The following is a 15,349-nucleotide window of genomic DNA, read 5'->3' on the forward strand; positions in this document are numbered from 1 at the left end:
TCACGTCGATTGCGCCATGCTCGTTTGGCGAGTAGCAGCGGCCAGCATTTAGGAGATTAGTTCAGGCTATGACGATCAAGCCCCTGCGCAAGGCCGTGTTTCCCGTTGGCGGCTTGGGTACGCGTTTCCTGCCCGCCACCAAGGCGATGCCCAAGGAAATGCTTCCCGTCGTCGATCGCCCGCTGATCCAATATGCGGTCGACGAGGCGCTGGAAGCCGGCATCGAGCAGATGATCTTCGTCACCGGTCGCGGCAAGAGCGCGATCGAGGACCATTTCGACATCGCCTATGAGCTCGAGACGACGATGTCCGCACGCGGCAAGTCGCTCGAGGTGCTCGATGCGACGCGGCTCAAGCCCGGCGCGGTCGCCTATGTCCGCCAACAGGAGCCGATGGGCCTGGGCCATGCCGTGTGGTGCGCCCGCGATATCGTGGGCGACGAGCCCTTCGCGGTGCTGCTCGCCGACGATTTCATGCTCGGCAAGCCCGGGTGCCTGAAGCAGATGGTCGATGCCTATAACAAGGTCGGCGGCAATTTGATCTGCGCGGAGATCGTCCCCGACGACCAGACCTACCGCTATGGCATCATCACGCCGGGCACGCACGACGGTGCGTTGACCGAAGTGAAGGGCCTGGTCGAGAAGCCGGCCCCGGGCACGGCGCCATCTAACCTTTCGGTGATCGGGCGCTACATCCTGCAGCCCGAAGTGATGCGCATCCTGGAGAAGCAGGGAAAGGGCGCCGGCGGCGAGATCCAGCTGACCGATGCGATGGCGCGGATGATCGGCGAGCAGCGCTTCCACGGCGTGACCTTCGAAGGCACCCGCTACGATTGCGGCGACAAGGCCGGCTTCATCCAGGCGAACATCGCCGTGGCGTTGGAACGCGACGATATCGCCCCGGCGATTCGCGATTTCATCGCGCGGCGCTGCGGCGGCTGAGCCCGAACTTCTCGAAGCTTGCGCATAAACGACAGAAGATAGCGCAAAGTTAGACCTGTCAAAGAGCGGCGGCACGAGGCCGCGGCGCGATGGCAGCAGACGAAATCCTATTTTGCAAGCGCCCGCCCGAAATGGCGGCAATGCCGAGTGACCGGCTCCCCGATCCGCGATAGCTTCGCGGACGAAAAGGGGAGGGGATCATGCGGACCATCTTGGGGCTGGCGCCGTCTACACTGCTGGCGACTGGTGCGGCGCAGACGCAGCACGTCGAATATCCGAGCGCGGTAGCCAGCTTTGCCAAGGTCTGCCTGGTGCCGAGCGTGAATCCTGCAGACCGGCTGGCAGCGCTGGCCGGCGACCCTGCCTTGAAGGACGACGCAGCACCCAACGTGGACGTGCCCCGGCTGGGCGTCTCGCGGGCGATCGACACAAACTTCAATTTCGCCAAGCACGCTTACCATGCGGTAATGGACTGGCGGAATCGAGGTCATCCCGCGCGGCTGATGCTGGCGACGTCGACGCGAAGAACCAACCTCCGCGCGCTGATGCTCGACGGGCCGCGCAGCGCGCTACCCTATTCGGACGCCACCAGGCCGCGTTCAAGGCCTGGGGAATCGGCGGCAATAGCGTCGATGATCCATTATCGAGTTCGCCGGCAAGGTGGGCGCGGACAAGCACCCGGCGCGGCGAGATTTTCACATGCGGGCAGACCAAGCAGACCGCGCATCTGTACCTGGCGGCGATAAATCGGGGGTAGCCGTGAGCATCACCATAGCTGCTTACGAGATTCCTTGGGAACGGGAGTCAGCTTATGTTGATCCAGCGACCTTCCTGCATGTCGACTCGCTGCTGAGCGGACATTGGAAGGAGAAGAATGCGCTCGATCCAAACTATTTCCAGAGGGCTTTGGTCGAGCTGTCGCTCTTCTGCGATCTCTACTGCCTGAGGGACAAGATCTGCTACTTCGTCGGCAAAGCGCCACCCTCGAAGTTTCACCATGTTCTTCCGGAGAAGCCATTCAATCTCGGGGAGCTGACCTCGCTGAAGGGGCTCGCCGCGCCTCTCGTCGGATTGAGTTTCTTGACGATCGATCCAGAACAGCGATCGAGGATATTCGCGAGGTGGTATGGCATTGCCCGTTCGGCGCCGCCCGACGACGCGCAGGCGCGCGAAGTGCTGGCCCACGGCTGTGATCAGGCCATGCTTGGCGCGATGGTCGAGGAACTCCTGCCGCAGATCAGCTATGTTCCCAGTATCGATGCCACCGCTGCCTATCTAGCGACGGATCCGCGCGAGATTGAGCTTGCCGCGCATAATCTCTTGCTGGCGACCTGGAACCGGCTGGACAAGTCGTTTCGACACAAGGGCGATCTGCGCGCCGCGCTTGCGGGCGTGTCGCAACCGAGACTTCCCCCGCTTCTGTCGATGATCCTAGATACGATTTCGGTTCCGGAAGAACTGCCGGAGGAACTCGATGCCTGGCGGCGACGTCTCAAGCCGCTTCGGAAGCGCTACACCGACCTGACCCTGCTCAGCGGCTCCGAGATGCCGCTGGCGATGTGGGAGAAGGAATATGTGAAGCTGACGAGGGATATCGAGAAGTTTCTCCGAAAATTCCAGATTGCCGACCCTTGGGAGCAGGCGCGCGGCACAAGTCCCTGGGACTTGGGAACAGGCAGCGAGAAATGGACGAAGGACGGTCCCACGAGCCAGCTGGAGCTGAAGATCAGCACGCTCGTGCGGATTGGTCTCGAAGGAGTCACTTCGCTCGTCGCTCGGCAACGGATTCGTCCTTTGCCGTCGGTACGGAGCCGCCTTGGCCGGCTTCGCTCGGTCAATTCGCGCCTGCGGTCGGTATTCGGGGGCGAGTGGAATGATGAGGCGACCAGCGAATTGCACCGGATTGCCGAGACGCAGGATGCGCGCTGGGAAAAATTGGCGAAAGCCAAGACTGCGACCCTGCGGGTCAGCAGACCCACCAAGGTGCGCAACGACCATCTCGAATCGTTCAATATCGATTCGCTGATTGAGGAGTATAGAAGCAGGATATCATCGACAGGTTCTAGGCTCGGCCGCGCCGAGGTGATGCTCAATATCGGCCTGATTGCAGCGGAGACTGGCGGTCTACAAAGAGCCGCAGCCGTGCTGAGCACCGTGATCGAAGACGCACCGAAGCGCCTCACCGCGGAATGGAAAGAGGTCCTTGGCAAAGCCAATGCTGGCCTTGGTCGCCTCTTTGGGCAGGTGGGCCAAAAGGCGCAGGCGCTCGAATATCTTGAACGTGCCCGAAAGACCGCGCCGAACAGCGCATGGGTGCTGAACGAGTTCGGGGCATTCCTTGCCCAACACGACGACAAGAACTCAGAATTTCTATTCCGCCGGGCGCTGTCCGCCGATCCCGAATTCCAGGCGGCGTGGCTGAATCTCGGCAATCTCCTTGCGATCGATAGGACGAGCGAGGCAATAGAATGCCTGCGCCGGGCGTCCGGCATTGAAGATGTGCTTACCGAGCCTGGCCTGACCGGTCTCGGCAAAGCCCTGTTGCGTGACGGCCAGGTTGCAGAAGCGATCGGCGCGTTCCGGAGACTTGCCGACCGCGACAAGTCGAACGCAGCGAATTGGCTCGATCTCATCGCCGCGCAGCTCACCGCGAACGACTATGCCGCCGCCGGGCAGACCGTGAATGAAGCGCAGCAATCCTGCCCCACAATCTCCTTACAGGATGACTGGCTGAACCTCAGTGCTTTCAGCCTGTTGATGGCGGGTGAGCATGACCGAATACTAGCGTCTTACGATTCACCGGCGCACCGAAAGCTCGGCGGCGCGCTGTTTCTGGAGACATTGGGTGCAGCGCATCTGGCCAAGGGCAATCCGACCGAATCGGTCAAACGGTATCTGGAAGCCCATTCCAAAGGGGCAGGGAGCCCCGACTATCTGCTGCGCGTCGTCGATATCCTTATGCAGGAAGGAGAGCGCACGGCGGCGCTGCGCCACGCACAACGCGCTGCCCGTGAGTTTCCGGATAGTCCAGATGCGCTAGGTTGCCTGGGAGATGCGCTCTACGGGCTTGGCCGCACGGCCGACGCCCTGCGCGTTTTCGAGAAGGCAGTAGCCGCCGGCTTCAAGTCATCACGAAAGTTCTACAGCCTGGCCACCAAGCGCGAGCAGGTTAAGGACTGGGGGCAAGCTATCCAATTCCTTCAGCTGAACATCACGATGGGAGAAGAGTTCGCCGAATGCTATGCCAACCTTGCTGCGGACCTGTGGGAAGTGGGCAAGCCGCGCGAAGCGCTGGAAAGCGCCAAGCGCGCCGTCGAGCTCAATCCGGACGACCCTATCGGGGTCAACACCCTCGCCAGCATGTACCACATCAACGGCGAGCGTGATCTCGCGATCGCGAATTACGACAAGCTGTTGACGATGGACTTCTCGCACGCGGAAGTACGTGCGGTGGCTCAAGCGAACCGCGACATGCTCATTGCCAACCCCTAGGGACTTAGCCGCGTGCAGGAATTCGCTCCAAGTCGGCGTCCATAGCTGAGCAGGCGAATCTCAGGCCCGCACAACCTTGTCCGAAACTACGCCGGCACGACCACAGGCATTGCGCGTGTCGATGATCAGCTTCGCCGAAGCGGCGAGTGCCGCGTAATCGACCGAGTCATGGTCGGTGGCGATCAGCACTGCGTCATACTTGGCGATCTCGGCCTCGTCCCACGCCACGCCATTGCGGAAATTGAGTGTCGGGTGCTCGCGGGTATTGTCGATCTGGGCGACATGCGGGTCGTGGAAGTCGGCGGTGGCGCCGCGCGCCTCGATCATCTCCATCAGACGCAGCGACGGGCTCTCGCGGATATCCTCGACATTCTTCTTGTAGGCGACGCCCAGCACCAGGATGCGCGCACCGCGCAGACCCCGGCCGAAACGGGCGTCGAGCGTGTCGGCCATGACGCGGACGACATGCTGCGGCATGTCCGCGTTGATCTGGCCGGCCAGCTCGATGAACTTGGTGTGCTGGTTGTACTCGCGCGCCTTCCAGGTGAGGTAGAAGGGGTCGATCGGGATGCAGTGCCCGCCCAGGCCCGGGCCCGGATAGAAGGGCATGAAGCCGAACGGCTTGGACTTGGCCGCGTCGATCACTTCCCACACATCGATGTCCATCGCGGTGAAGATCAGCTTTAGCTCGTTGACCAGCGCGATGTTGACCGCGCGGAACACGTTCTCGGTGATCTTCACGGCTTCCGCCGTCGCCGCCGACGAGACCTGGATCGCCTGGGGCACGATGTGGCGGTAGAGCGCGAGCGCGAGGCTGGCCGAGACGGTGTCGTCGGCGCCGACGACCTTGGGGATCTTGGTGGTGGAGAAGGTCGGGTTGCCCGGATCCTCGCGCTCGGGCGAATAGGCGAGGAAGAAGTCCTTGCCGGCGATGAGCCCTTCGGCCTCGAGGATCGGCTGCATCACTTCCTTGGTGGTGCCGGGATAGGTGGTCGATTCGAGGATGACGAGTTGTCCGCGGCGCAGTGTCTTGGCGATCGCGCGGGTGGTGGTCTCGACATATTTGAGGTCGGGCTCGAGATGGCGGGTGAGCGGCGTGGGGACGCAGATCAGCACCGCATCCGCTTCGCCCAGGCGCTCCAGATGGGCGGTGGCGCGGAGCTTTTCGTTTTCCACCAGCGGCGCGATACGGGCGCCGTCGATATGCTTGATATAGCTCTCACCGGCGTCGAGCGCGTCGATCTTGGCTTGGTCGACGTCGAAGGCGAGGACGGGGCAGCCGGCTTCGCCGAATGCGACTGCGAGGGGCAGGCCTACATAGCCCATGCCGATCACGCCGATGATCGCCGTGCCGCCTTCGATCCGCGCCTGAAGCTTGAGCCCATGCGCGGGCCATTCGATGCTCATAGAAACCTATCCCGGTGAAACTCGCTCTGGCGCGTTTCATGGCCCGGCAGGGGTTTCAGTTTCGATAATGCGCCAGATACCAATCGATGAAGGCGGGCACGCCGGCGCTGGGCGGCGTGCTGGGCGCATAGCCGGTCAGGGCCTTGAGCAGCGCCGACGAAGCTTCGGTGGCGGGGACGTCGCCCTGCTGCATCGGCAGGAAGTTCTTGATCGCTTCCTTGCCGAGCGCGCGCTCGATCTCGCCGATATAGTCCATCAGCTGGGTCTGCTGGCCGGCGCCGATGTTGACGGTGCGGAAGGGCGCGACGGGCGATAGGCTGTCGCCTTCCACCGGCGTGTCGCCGGGCACCGCTTCGGTGAGGCGTACGATCGATTCGGCGAGATCCTCCACATAGGTGAAGTCGCGGACCATGTTGCCGTTGTTGTAGACGTCGATCGGCTCGCCGGCGAGAATGCCCTTAGTGAACTTGAACAGCGCCATGTCCGGCCGGCCCCAGGGACCATAGACCGTAAAGAAGCGGAAGAAGGTCATCGGCGTCTTGAACAGATGCGCGTAGCTGTGGCCCATCAGCTCGGTCGCGCCCTTGGTGGCGGCGTAGAAGCTCAAGGGGGTGGCGGTGCGCTGGATCTCGGTGAACGGCATGTCGGTGTTGGCGCCGTAGACCGAGCTGGTCGAGGCGGCGAGCAGGTGCTTCGTCGCGTGGCGTCGGGCCAGTTCAAGCACGTTGAACGTGCCGATCAGGTTGGCCGAGACATAGGATTCGGGGCTGTCGATCGAGTGGCGGACGCCGGCTTGCGCGGCGAGATGGATCACCACATCGGGTTGGAATTCGGCCCAGGTCCTGCCGAACGCGTCCATGTCGTCGATCGAGACGCGGGCGACCTTGAAGTTGGGGTGGTTCGACAGGATGTCGTTGCGCGCTTCCTTGAGCGCCACGTCGTAATAGGCGCTGAAATTGTCCACGCCGAGCACGGTGGCGCCGCGCTGGAGCAATTTGCTGGCGGTGTGGAAGCCGATGAAGCCGGCCGAGCCGGTAACCAGGACGCGCGTCATGGGAAGGGCAGGTGCCTCAAGGGCGCGGGGATGTCCAGTCACGCGCCGCAGCTGGGACAGCCGGGGTCCTTGGGCAGCGTCAGCGTGCGGAAGCGGAAGGCAAGGGCATCGACGAGGAGGAGCTTGCCGGCGGGATCCTCGCCGAAGGGCGCGATGGCGCGGATCGCCTCCAGCGCGGCGAGGCTGCCCATCACGCCGGTGAGCGCGCCGAGCACGCCCTGTTCGGCGCAACTGATGCCGGGGCGCTCGGGATCGTGGCCGACGAAGCAGCGGTAACAGGGCTTGTCCGCTTCCCAGCCACGGAAGAGCCCGAGCTGGCCTTCGAACTCGGAGACGGCGGCGGAGACGAGCGGGATGCGGTGGCGCAGGGCCGCATCGGCGACGGCGAGGCGGGTGGCGAAGTTGTCGCAACCGTCGAGGATCGCATCCGGGCGAAACTGTTCGATCAGTGCGTCGGCGTTGCCGGCGTCGATCCGGTGCTCGAAGCCGGTGAAGGCCACTTCCGGGTTGAGCGCGGCGACGCGGGCGCGGGCGGCCTCGATCTTGGGCCGGCCGACATCGGCGGTGGCGTAAAGCGTCTGGCGCTGGAGGTTGGAGAGCGAGACGGCGTCGTCATCGACCACGCCGAGCGCGCCAATGCCGGCCGCCGCGAGATATTCGATCGCCGGCGATCCTATCCCGCCGGCGCCGATCACCAGCACGCGCGCCGCCTTCAGCCGCATCTGCCCGCCGCCGCCGATCTCGCGCAGCACGATATGGCGGGCGTAGCGCTCGAGCTCCGCGTCGGAGAGGGTCATGGAGCCCAGGTGAAGGTGAGCGTGGTGCGGTACCATTGCTCGTTCGCGCCGGGGCGGGGCAGCAGATTGCCGCGCGTCAGGCCGGGGGCGAGCGCCGCTGCATATTGCTCGACCGAGGGGCAGTTGATCGCGCGGGGGACCGAAGTGCGGACATTGCCGCTCTCGTCGATCAATATCGCGACCGCGACGGCGATCTCGCCGGGCCTGGGCGTCACGCATTTGCGCAAGCGCACTTCGCGCTGGACGAAGTTCTGCATCTCGGACGTGACGATCGGCGGCGCGCGCCAGGGCAGAGGGGGCAGCGCGTCCCAGTCGATCGGCGCGGTCTGCAGCGCCGCGGCAAGGAGGAGAAGGTTGCTCATCTGCCGGTCGAGCCAAAGCCTCCGCTGCCGCGCACGGTCTCGTCGAGCGAGGCGACTTCCTCGAGGTCGGCATGCTGGACCGGGGCGGGCACGAGCTGGGCGATCCGGTCGCCACGGGCGATCGGGAAGGGCGCGTCGCCGAGATTGGCGAGGATCACCTTCACTTCGCCGCGATAGTCGCTGTCGATCGTGCCGGGCGTGTTGAGGCAGGTGATTCCGTGCTTGAGCGCGAGGCCCGAGCGCGGGCGGACCTGGACTTCGAAGCCGAGCGGGATCGCCATGGCGAAGCCCGTCGCCACCGCATGGCGGGCGCCGGGGGCAAGCGTCAGGTCCTCGGCCGCGACCACGTCCATGCCGGCGGCGCCTGCGGTGGCATAGGCGGGCAGCGGCAGGCCCTCGCCATGCGGCAGGCGCTGAAGGGCAATGCGGATCGGTGCGGGCATCAAGAAGGCTTTCCTGGCAGGGCGGCGGCGAGGCGCTGGAGCGCGGAGATCACTTCGGGATCGCCGAGCAGCTCATGGTCCTTGCCGGGGATGATACGGTAATCGGTGGCGATGCCGCGCAGCGACAGCGCCTCTGCATAGAGGCGCGAGAAGCGCAGCGGCGTGGTCTTGTCGTCGCCGCCGACCAGCACCGCGGCACGCAGGCTTGGTGTCATGCCGCCGACGAGCTTGACCGGGTCGAGGCTGGTCACCGGCGCGTCCCACAGCGGCGTGGGCGACACGCTCTTCATGTACTTGCGCCACTCGGGCAGGGCGCAGGGGCAGGAGACGAGGACCACGCCGTCGACCAGACCGGGATACGTCGCCGCCAGGTCCGCGGCGATCGCGGCACCGCCCGAATGGCCGACCAGCACGGTGCGCGCCTGGCCATAGCGGCGCTGGAGGTGGCGGATCGTCTCGGCGATGCTGGCGATCCGGTCGGCAGTGTAGTTGTCGCCCGTAGTCTGGCCGCGCTCGCCGGGGGAGCGATGGCCCTCCGGATCCTCATAGCCGGGGCGAAGCAGCGCGACTGCGACGCTTTGCGGCACTGCCTCGGCGGCGCTGCGGGCGAAGGCATAATGATAGTCGGGCTTGGTGAAGGGCGCGTCGCCGTGCAGCACGACGACCAGCGTGCGGACCTGGCGGGCCGGGGTATCGCCGAAGCTCTGGGTATAAAGGCCGGCGCCCGGCGCCGAAGCGGACGGGTGCGTGGCCGGCATGCAGGCGGCAAGCCCTGCGCCCAGCAATAGCGCGAGACTAGAGCGCATCGGCGATACGCGTTGCCAGCCGGCGGGCAACTTCGTCCTTGGGCAGGCGTTCCCAGCTTTCGACACCATCGGCGGTGACGATATGAACGGCATTGGCTTCACCGCCCATCACATCGCCGGAAACGTCATTGGCGACAATCCAGTCTGCGCCCTTGCGAGTCCTTTTCGCGGTGGCGTGTTCGATCACCTGCTCGGTCTCGGCCGCGAAGCCGATGACGAGGCCCGGCCGGCGCGGGCTGGCGGCGAGCATGGCGAGGATGTCGGGGTTCTCGGACAAGGTGAGCGAGGGCGGCGTGCCGGCCTGCTTCTTGAGCTTCTGCTCGGCGCGCTCGGCATGCCAGTCGCCGACAGCGGCGACCATCGCCGCGGCGTCGGCGGGCAGCGCCTGGGCGACGGCATTGGCCATGTCCTGCGCAGTCTCGACATCCACGCGGGTGACGCCCGGCGGCGTGGCGAGGGTGACGGGCCCGGACACGAGGGTGACCTTCGCCCCCAGCGCGGCGAGCGCGCCAGCAATGGCATAGCCTTGCTTCCCCGAGGAGCGGTTGGCGATGTAGCGGACCGGATCGATCGGCTCGTGGGTGGGGCCGGCGGTGATGAGGATATGCTTGCCGGCGAGGCGCTGGCTGGTGCCGAAATGCTGCTGGATCGCCGCGAGGATCGCCTCGGGCTCGGGCAGGCGGCCGGGGCCGTATTCGCCGCAGGCCATCGGGCCCTCATCGGGCTCGATCACCGTGACGCCGTCGCCGCGGAGCGTAGCGACGTTGCGGCGGGTGGCGGCGTGCTGCCACATGCGCACGTTCATCGCGGGGGCGGCGAGCACGGGCTTGTCGGTGGCCAGCAGCAGCGTGGTGGCGAGATCATCGGCGATGCCGGCGGCCATCTTCGCCATCAGATCGGCGGTGGCGGGGGCGACGACCACCAGGTCCGCCTCGCGGCTGAGCTGGATATGGCCCATCTCGGCCTCGTCCTTGAGGTCGAACAGGTTGGTGTAGACCTGGTTCTCGCTGAGCGCCGCGAGCGTCATCGGCGTGACGAAATGCTGGCCGCCGGCGGTGAGTACGCACTTCACCTCGATCCCGGCCTTGCGGCACAGGCGGATCAGCTCGCACGCCTTGTAGGCCGCGATGCCGCCGCCGACGATCAGGAGGATCTTGCTCATCGTGTGACCTTTGTCACGGTGATCCTACGCCTGTCGAGCGCCTGGCGGAACAGGTCGCGCAGGGCGTCGGGCACGAAGGCCAGGCCGATCAGCGAGAGCGGGGCGACCATCAATGCCCAGTAGAAGGTATCCGGGCGGGCGAAGAGCGCGATCACCAGGCCGAAGGCAGCAATCGTGCCGGCGACGCGCAGCGCGGCCTGGTCCTTCCAGCCGATCCAGCCGAACAGCGCGAGGGTGAAGAGCAGCACGCCAAGGGCCATCGGGAAGAGCTGGAGCGCGGTCGACAGCACCATCGTCTTGGCGAAGAAGCCATAGCCGCCCAGGCCATTCCAGCCGGGCGAGGCAGGATCGGCGGCGCTGGTGACCTGGCCGACGGCATAGGCGTGGAAGCCGAGTGCGACGGCGAGGCAGGCGAGTGCGACGCCCCAGCCGATCGCCTCGCGCTTCTGTCCTTCGAACCAGGCGGCGGCGAACATGACGATGGCGAACAGCGCGGCGGTCTCGCGGATCAGCATGGCGAGAAGGGCGATGGCGACCGCCTCGACCCAGCGGCCTGGCTTGCGGATGCCGAGCGACAGCGCGACGAGCAGCCCCGCCCAGATCTCGTGGAAGGCCCAGAGATCGGGCTGGACAAAGGCCATCAGCCCGCCGGCGAGCAGCGTGAGGCCGATCGCCACCGGTGGCCAGCGGGTCATGCCCGCACGCAATTTCATCGCCCAGACGGCGAAGACCGAGGCGACGAGCGCGTAGAGGAGGCCAAGCACGACCGGCTTGGGCAGATGCGCCTCGACCATCGCCAAGCCGGGTAGGCGGAAGCAGATGAAGGGACGCAGCGGGTAGTTGCCGGCGCGCAGGGCATCGGCCGCGACTTCATAATAGCCGCCGCCATGCGCGACGCCCGCGACGATGTTCTCGTACAGCACCACGTCGCTCTGGTCGTCGGCGCGCTTGCCCGGATCGCCGCTCACCGGCGGCGGGCCGGCGGCGATCAGCGCGGTCAGCGAGAGCAGCAGGAACAGGGCGAGCATGCCCAGCGCGATCCGGGCACGGCCGCGACCGAGCGCGGCGAAGCGCGTCGGTTCGGCCAGCCACTGGATCGCACCCAGCCTCACGAAAGGAAGTACATCATGATCGCGGCGCCGACTGCGCCGGAGAGCACCGCCACCGCCGCATAGCGCCAGCCGCCGACGACGCGGATCCGCTCGATCTCCTTGAGCGGAGGCGAGGGCGGGGCGCCGCCGGGCGCGGGGAAGCGCAGCTCGATGTTGCGGATCAGGTCGGGCAGGCGGGCGAGGGTGCGGATATCCTCGACGATCCGATCGGCGATCTTGGCCTCGGGGCCCAGCTCGGTGCGGATCCATTCGCGGACGAAGGGCGCCGAGACGTCCCACAGGTTGATGTCGGGATCGAGCGTGCGCGCCACGCCCTCGACCATCACCATCGTCTTCTGGAGGAGAAGGAGATGCGGCTGGGTCTGCATGTCGAAATCGCGGGTGATCGAGAACAGGCCGTCGAGCATCGCGCCCATCGACATGTCCTTGACGGGCAGTCCGCGCATCGGCTCGCCGACCGCGCGCAGGGCGGTGGCGAACTCGGCGACATTGTGGTGCGGCGGGACATAGCCTGCCTCGAAATGGATCTCCGCCACGCGCTTGTAGTTGCCGGTGATCAGCCCGTACAGGATCTCGGCGAGCCAGACGCGGGCGCGGCGATCGATACGGCCCATGATGCCGAAGTCGATCGCGGCGATGCGGCCATCGGGAAGCGCGAAGAGGTTCCCCTGGTGCATGTCGGCGTGGAAGAAGCCCTCGGCGATCGCCTGGCGGAGGAACGCCTTGATCAGCCGGCTGGCGAGGATCGTGGTGTCGTGGCCGGCCTCGACCAGCCGCTCGACATGCGAGAGCTTGATGCCGTCGATCCATTCGAGGACCAGCACCTTGCCGGTGGTCCGCTGCCAGTCGATCTGCGGGACCATGAAGTCGGGCTCGGCCTGCATGCCTTCGGCCAGTTCCGAGGCGGAGGCGGCTTCGCGGCGCAGGTCGAGTTCGCGCGCGGTCCAGCGCTTGAAGGTCTCGATGACCAGGCGGGGGCGCAGGCGAGAGGCTTCGCCCCCCATGCGCTCGACCTGGGCGGCGGCCCATTCATAGGTGTCGATCGCGCGCGCGAACTCGGCTTCGATACCGGGGCGCAGCACCTTCACCGCGACCTGGCGGCCGTCGGTGGTGATCGCGCGGTGGACCTGGGCGATCGAAGCTGCGCCGACGGGATGCTCGTCGACTTCGGCGAAGAAGCTCTCGAGCGGGCGGCCATAGCTCGTCTCGATGCGCTGACGGATCACCGAAAAGGGAAGCGGCGGCAGCGCGTCCTGCAGGCGGAGCAGGTCGTGCGCAGCTTCGTCGCCGACCAGGTCGGGGCGGGTGGCGAGCGTCTGGCCGAGCTTGATCGCAGCGGGGCCGATCGCTTGGAAGGCATCGGCATAGCGCGGCACCTTGGGCACGCGCGCGCCGAAACGGGCGATGCGCGCCACGCGGCGGACGGGCTTGGGCGTGTGGGGATCCTGCTCGATGCCGCGCAGTGCACCGTGGCGCGCAAGGATGCGGCCCCATTTGAGCAGGCGCCAGAGATGGACGGCGGGGGCGGTCATAGCACCCCGCAAAGCGTTGCTTTGCCGGGACCTCGCATCAGGCAAGCCCCGTCATCCCCGCGAAGGCGGGGATCCAGGGTAACAGAGCGCACCCCTTGCGACTCTGGATCCCCGCCTTCGCGGGGATGACGGAATTGGGGTTGGGCCGAGGTCACTGGGTTCAAATCTTCCAGCCGCTGTGGATCGCGACCAGCCCGCCGAGCAGCGGCTCGACCTTGGTCTGCACGAAGCCGGCCTCGCGGATCATGCGCTCGAATTCGGGCATGGGCGGAAAGCGGCGGATCGATTCGATCAGGTAGCGATAGCTCTCCGCGTCGCCCGCCAGCAACTGGCCGAGCTTGGGGACGAGCTTGTGCGAATAGGCGTCATAGACTTCGGCGAAGCCCGGCCACTGGGTAGTCGAGAACTCCAGCACGAAGAAGCGGCCGCCGCGCTTCAATACGCGGTGCGCCTCGCGGAGTGCCTTGGGGATGTCGGTGACGTTCCGGATACCGAAGGCGATCGTGTAGGCGTCGAAGAACTTGTCGGGCCATTGCAGCGTCTCGGCATTGGCCTCGCTCCACACCAGCCCGTCGATGCCGCGCTCGGCGGCGCGCTCGACACCGACGGCTAGCATCTCGGGGTTGATGTCGGCAACCGTGATCGCCGCGCCCGAAGGCGCCATGCGAAAGGCGATGTCGCCGGTGCCGCCGGCCATGTCGAGGATATGTTCGCCGGCGCGCGGCTTCACGCGGCGGACGAACTTGTCCTTCCACAGGCGGTGGAGGCCGCCCGACATGGCATCGTTCATCAGGTCGTATTTGGCCGCGACATTGGAGAAGACCTCGCCGACGCGGCGGGTCTTTTCCTCGGGGGCCACATCCTCGTAGCCGAAGGAGACGGTGTCGGTCATGGGAGGGGCTGTAGCGAGCGTTTCTCGACGAAGGAAGGGCTGGCGGGCTAGGGAGCGTGTATGCCTGAATTACCCGAAGTAGAGACGACCGTTCGCGGCCTCGAGCCGGTGCTCAAGGGCGAGACGATCACCCGCGTCACGCTCCACCGCGCCGACCTGCGCCGGCCCTTCCCCGATGGGCTGGGCCAGAGGCTTACCGGGGCCGTGGTCACGGGGATGGGGCGGCGGGCCAAATATGGGCTGATCGAGACGAATCGGGGCGATACGCTAGTCTTCCATCTCGGCATGTCCGGGCGCTGGCGGATCGATCCGGCGGAGATCGGCAAGCATGATCATATGGTGCTGGAGACGCAGCATCATCGGCTGGCGCTCAACGATCCGCGGCGATTCGGGTCGGTCGACCTGGTGCCGACCGCGGACCTGGCCGTGTGGCCGGCGTTCGCGGCGCTCGGGCCCGAGCCGCTGGGTCCCGATTTCAATGCCGCGCACCTCGCCCGCGTGTTCAAGGACCGCGTCGCGCCCGTGAAGGCGCTGCTGCTCGACCAGCGCGTCGTGGCGGGACTGGGCAATATCTATGTGTGCGAGGCGCTCTACATCGCCCGCATCGCGCCTGCCCGCGAAGGCGGCTCGATCTCGAAGGCGCGGCTGGAGAAACTGGTCACGGCGATTCGCGACGTGCTGGAGAGCGCGATCCGCGCTGGGGGTTCGACGATTCGCGATTATGCCCAGCCGGACGGCGAGCTTGGCTATTTCGCCAAGGAATGGCGGGTATATGGGCGCGAGGGCGAGCCCTGTGGCTGTGGCGGGCTGGTCGAGCGACGCGTCGATTCGGGGCGGTCGACCTTCTGGTGCCCGAAATGCCAGAAGTGACCCTTATGTCCTTAGGCGGTTGACCCGAATCGCTGCGAGGGTTAAGGGGCCCGTCTTTCCGGGCGTGGACCGCTGGTCTCGCGCCCAAAACATTTTACGAGCAGGAACGACACGGCATGGCGAATACGCCGCAAGCGAAGAAGCGTATCCGGCGCAATGCGCGCCGCGCGGAGATCAACGGCACCCGCGTGAGCCGTCTCCGCACCTTCGTGAAGAAGGTCGAGTCGGCCCTTGAGGCTGGCGACAAGGCTGCGGCTGCTGCCGCGCTCGCCGCTGCGCAGCCGGAAATGGCGCGTGGTGTTGCCAAGGGCGTGCTCCACAAGAACACCGCCTCGCGCAAGTTCGCGCGTCTGAACAAGCGCGTCGAAGCGCTGGCATAACCGTAACTTTTCCGTAACAAAGCCCCGCGGGACGCAAGTTCCGCGGGGTTTTTGTCGTGTCCTGCAGGGGCCCGTGGAACGAATCGTGGTTACCATTCT

The 15,349-nt window shown here is 66.0% G+C and carries 15 protein-coding genes; 5 read left to right on the forward strand and 10 right to left on the reverse strand.

Annotated features, from left to right (window positions below):
• The first annotated feature begins 68 nt into the window (after positions 1-68).
• From galU to AC1RPL_RS12985, 3 genes are all read left to right on the forward strand, one after another.
• On the forward strand, positions 69-941 hold the full coding sequence (gene galU, locus AC1RPL_RS12975) for a UTP--glucose-1-phosphate uridylyltransferase GalU (protein ID WP_493069707.1): 873 nt from the start codon (positions 69-71) through the stop codon (positions 939-941).
• A gap of 200 nt (positions 942-1,141) precedes the next feature.
• The gene (locus AC1RPL_RS12980; protein ID WP_493069708.1) at positions 1,142-1,687 is read left to right on the forward strand and encodes a hypothetical protein; all 546 of its coding nucleotides are present in this window, start codon (positions 1,142-1,144) and stop codon (positions 1,685-1,687) included.
• 13 nt (positions 1,688-1,700) lie between these two features.
• A complete protein-coding gene (locus tag AC1RPL_RS12985; RefSeq protein ID WP_493069709.1) occupies positions 1,701-4,433 on the forward strand; it encodes a tetratricopeptide repeat protein in 2,733 nt (910 codons plus the stop codon).
• Between the two features lie 60 nt (positions 4,434-4,493).
• Here AC1RPL_RS12985 and AC1RPL_RS12990 read toward each other — a convergent pair whose 3' ends face one another.
• The 10 genes from AC1RPL_RS12990 to AC1RPL_RS13035 form a co-directional block, all read right to left on the reverse strand.
• Positions 4,494-5,840: a nucleotide sugar dehydrogenase gene (locus AC1RPL_RS12990; RefSeq protein ID WP_493069710.1), complete on the reverse strand. Its 1,347-nt coding sequence runs from the start codon at positions 5,838-5,840 to the stop codon at positions 4,494-4,496.
• 55 nt (positions 5,841-5,895) lie between these two features.
• Complete coding sequence (locus AC1RPL_RS12995; RefSeq protein WP_493069711.1) at positions 5,896-6,894, reverse strand: NAD-dependent epimerase/dehydratase family protein; 999 nt, start codon at positions 6,892-6,894, stop codon at positions 5,896-5,898.
• A 38-nt stretch (positions 6,895-6,932) separates the two neighbouring features.
• Positions 6,933-7,691, reverse strand: a complete 759-nt coding sequence (locus AC1RPL_RS13000; protein ID WP_493069712.1) for a HesA/MoeB/ThiF family protein — start codon at positions 7,689-7,691, stop codon at positions 6,933-6,935.
• A complete protein-coding gene (locus AC1RPL_RS13005; RefSeq protein ID WP_493069713.1) occupies positions 7,688-8,053 on the reverse strand; it encodes a hypothetical protein in 366 nt (121 codons plus the stop codon). Before AC1RPL_RS13005 ends, AC1RPL_RS13000 begins: the two co-directional genes overlap by 4 nt.
• Positions 8,050-8,496, reverse strand: coding sequence for a dUTP diphosphatase (gene dut / locus AC1RPL_RS13010; RefSeq protein WP_493069714.1), 447 nt, complete (start codon positions 8,494-8,496; stop codon positions 8,050-8,052). Before dut ends, AC1RPL_RS13005 begins: the two co-directional genes overlap by 4 nt.
• A complete protein-coding gene (locus tag AC1RPL_RS13015) occupies positions 8,496-9,302 on the reverse strand; it encodes an alpha/beta hydrolase (protein ID WP_493069715.1) in 807 nt (268 codons plus the stop codon). Before AC1RPL_RS13015 ends, dut begins: the two co-directional genes overlap by 1 nt.
• On the reverse strand, positions 9,292-10,464 hold the full coding sequence (gene coaBC / locus AC1RPL_RS13020) for a bifunctional phosphopantothenoylcysteine decarboxylase/phosphopantothenate--cysteine ligase CoaBC (protein ID WP_493069716.1): 1,173 nt from the start codon (positions 10,462-10,464) through the stop codon (positions 9,292-9,294). Before coaBC ends, AC1RPL_RS13015 begins: the two co-directional genes overlap by 11 nt.
• Positions 10,461-11,576, reverse strand: a complete 1,116-nt coding sequence (locus AC1RPL_RS13025) for a glycosyltransferase family protein (protein WP_493069717.1) — start codon at positions 11,574-11,576, stop codon at positions 10,461-10,463. Before AC1RPL_RS13025 ends, coaBC begins: the two co-directional genes overlap by 4 nt.
• On the reverse strand, positions 11,573-13,108 hold the full coding sequence (gene ubiB / locus AC1RPL_RS13030) for a 2-polyprenylphenol 6-hydroxylase (protein ID WP_493069718.1): 1,536 nt from the start codon (positions 13,106-13,108) through the stop codon (positions 11,573-11,575). Before ubiB ends, AC1RPL_RS13025 begins: the two co-directional genes overlap by 4 nt.
• A 160-nt stretch (positions 13,109-13,268) precedes the next feature.
• Positions 13,269-14,000, reverse strand: coding sequence for a class I SAM-dependent methyltransferase (locus AC1RPL_RS13035; RefSeq protein WP_493069719.1), 732 nt, complete (start codon positions 13,998-14,000; stop codon positions 13,269-13,271).
• Positions 14,001-14,060: 60 nt separating this feature from the next.
• Between AC1RPL_RS13035 and mutM the strand changes: the two genes are divergently transcribed.
• Together mutM and rpsT are read left to right on the forward strand one after the other, a co-directional pair.
• Complete coding sequence (gene mutM, locus AC1RPL_RS13040) at positions 14,061-14,870, forward strand: bifunctional DNA-formamidopyrimidine glycosylase/DNA-(apurinic or apyrimidinic site) lyase (RefSeq protein WP_493069720.1); 810 nt, start codon at positions 14,061-14,063, stop codon at positions 14,868-14,870.
• A 116-nt stretch (positions 14,871-14,986) separates the two neighbouring features.
• Positions 14,987-15,250, forward strand: coding sequence for a 30S ribosomal protein S20 (rpsT, locus tag AC1RPL_RS13045; protein ID WP_493069721.1), 264 nt, complete (start codon positions 14,987-14,989; stop codon positions 15,248-15,250).
• Positions 15,251-15,349: the final 99 nt, after the last annotated feature.

Source organism: Sphingomonas sp. GW821-FHT12D09 (genome assembly GCF_058807215.1).

Coding starts and splice junctions, on each gene's coding strand:
- galU (WP_493069707.1), top strand. CDS start 69: ATGACGATCAAGCCCCTGCGCAAGGCCGTGTTTCCCGTTGGCGGCTTG.
- AC1RPL_RS12980 (WP_493069708.1), top strand. CDS start 1,142: ATGCGGACCATCTTGGGGCTGGCGCCGTCTACACTGCTGGCGACTGGT.
- AC1RPL_RS12990 (WP_493069710.1), bottom strand. CDS start 5,840: ATGAGCATCGAATGGCCCGCGCATGGGCTCAAGCTTCAGGCGCGGATC.
- AC1RPL_RS12995 (WP_493069711.1), bottom strand. CDS start 6,894: ATGACGCGCGTCCTGGTTACCGGCTCGGCCGGCTTCATCGGCTTCCAC.
- AC1RPL_RS13000 (WP_493069712.1), bottom strand. CDS start 7,691: ATGACCCTCTCCGACGCGGAGCTCGAGCGCTACGCCCGCCATATCGTG.
- AC1RPL_RS13005 (WP_493069713.1), bottom strand. CDS start 8,053: ATGAGCAACCTTCTCCTCCTTGCCGCGGCGCTGCAGACCGCGCCGATC.
- dut (WP_493069714.1), bottom strand. CDS start 8,496: ATGCCCGCACCGATCCGCATTGCCCTTCAGCGCCTGCCGCATGGCGAG.
- AC1RPL_RS13015 (WP_493069715.1), bottom strand. CDS start 9,302: ATGCGCTCTAGTCTCGCGCTATTGCTGGGCGCAGGGCTTGCCGCCTGC.
- coaBC (WP_493069716.1), bottom strand. CDS start 10,464: ATGAGCAAGATCCTCCTGATCGTCGGCGGCGGCATCGCGGCCTACAAG.
- ubiB (WP_493069718.1), bottom strand. CDS start 13,108: ATGACCGCCCCCGCCGTCCATCTCTGGCGCCTGCTCAAATGGGGCCGC.
- AC1RPL_RS13035 (WP_493069719.1), bottom strand. CDS start 14,000: ATGACCGACACCGTCTCCTTCGGCTACGAGGATGTGGCCCCCGAGGAA.
- mutM (WP_493069720.1), top strand. CDS start 14,061: ATGCCTGAATTACCCGAAGTAGAGACGACCGTTCGCGGCCTCGAGCCG.
- rpsT (WP_493069721.1), top strand. CDS start 14,987: ATGGCGAATACGCCGCAAGCGAAGAAGCGTATCCGGCGCAATGCGCGC.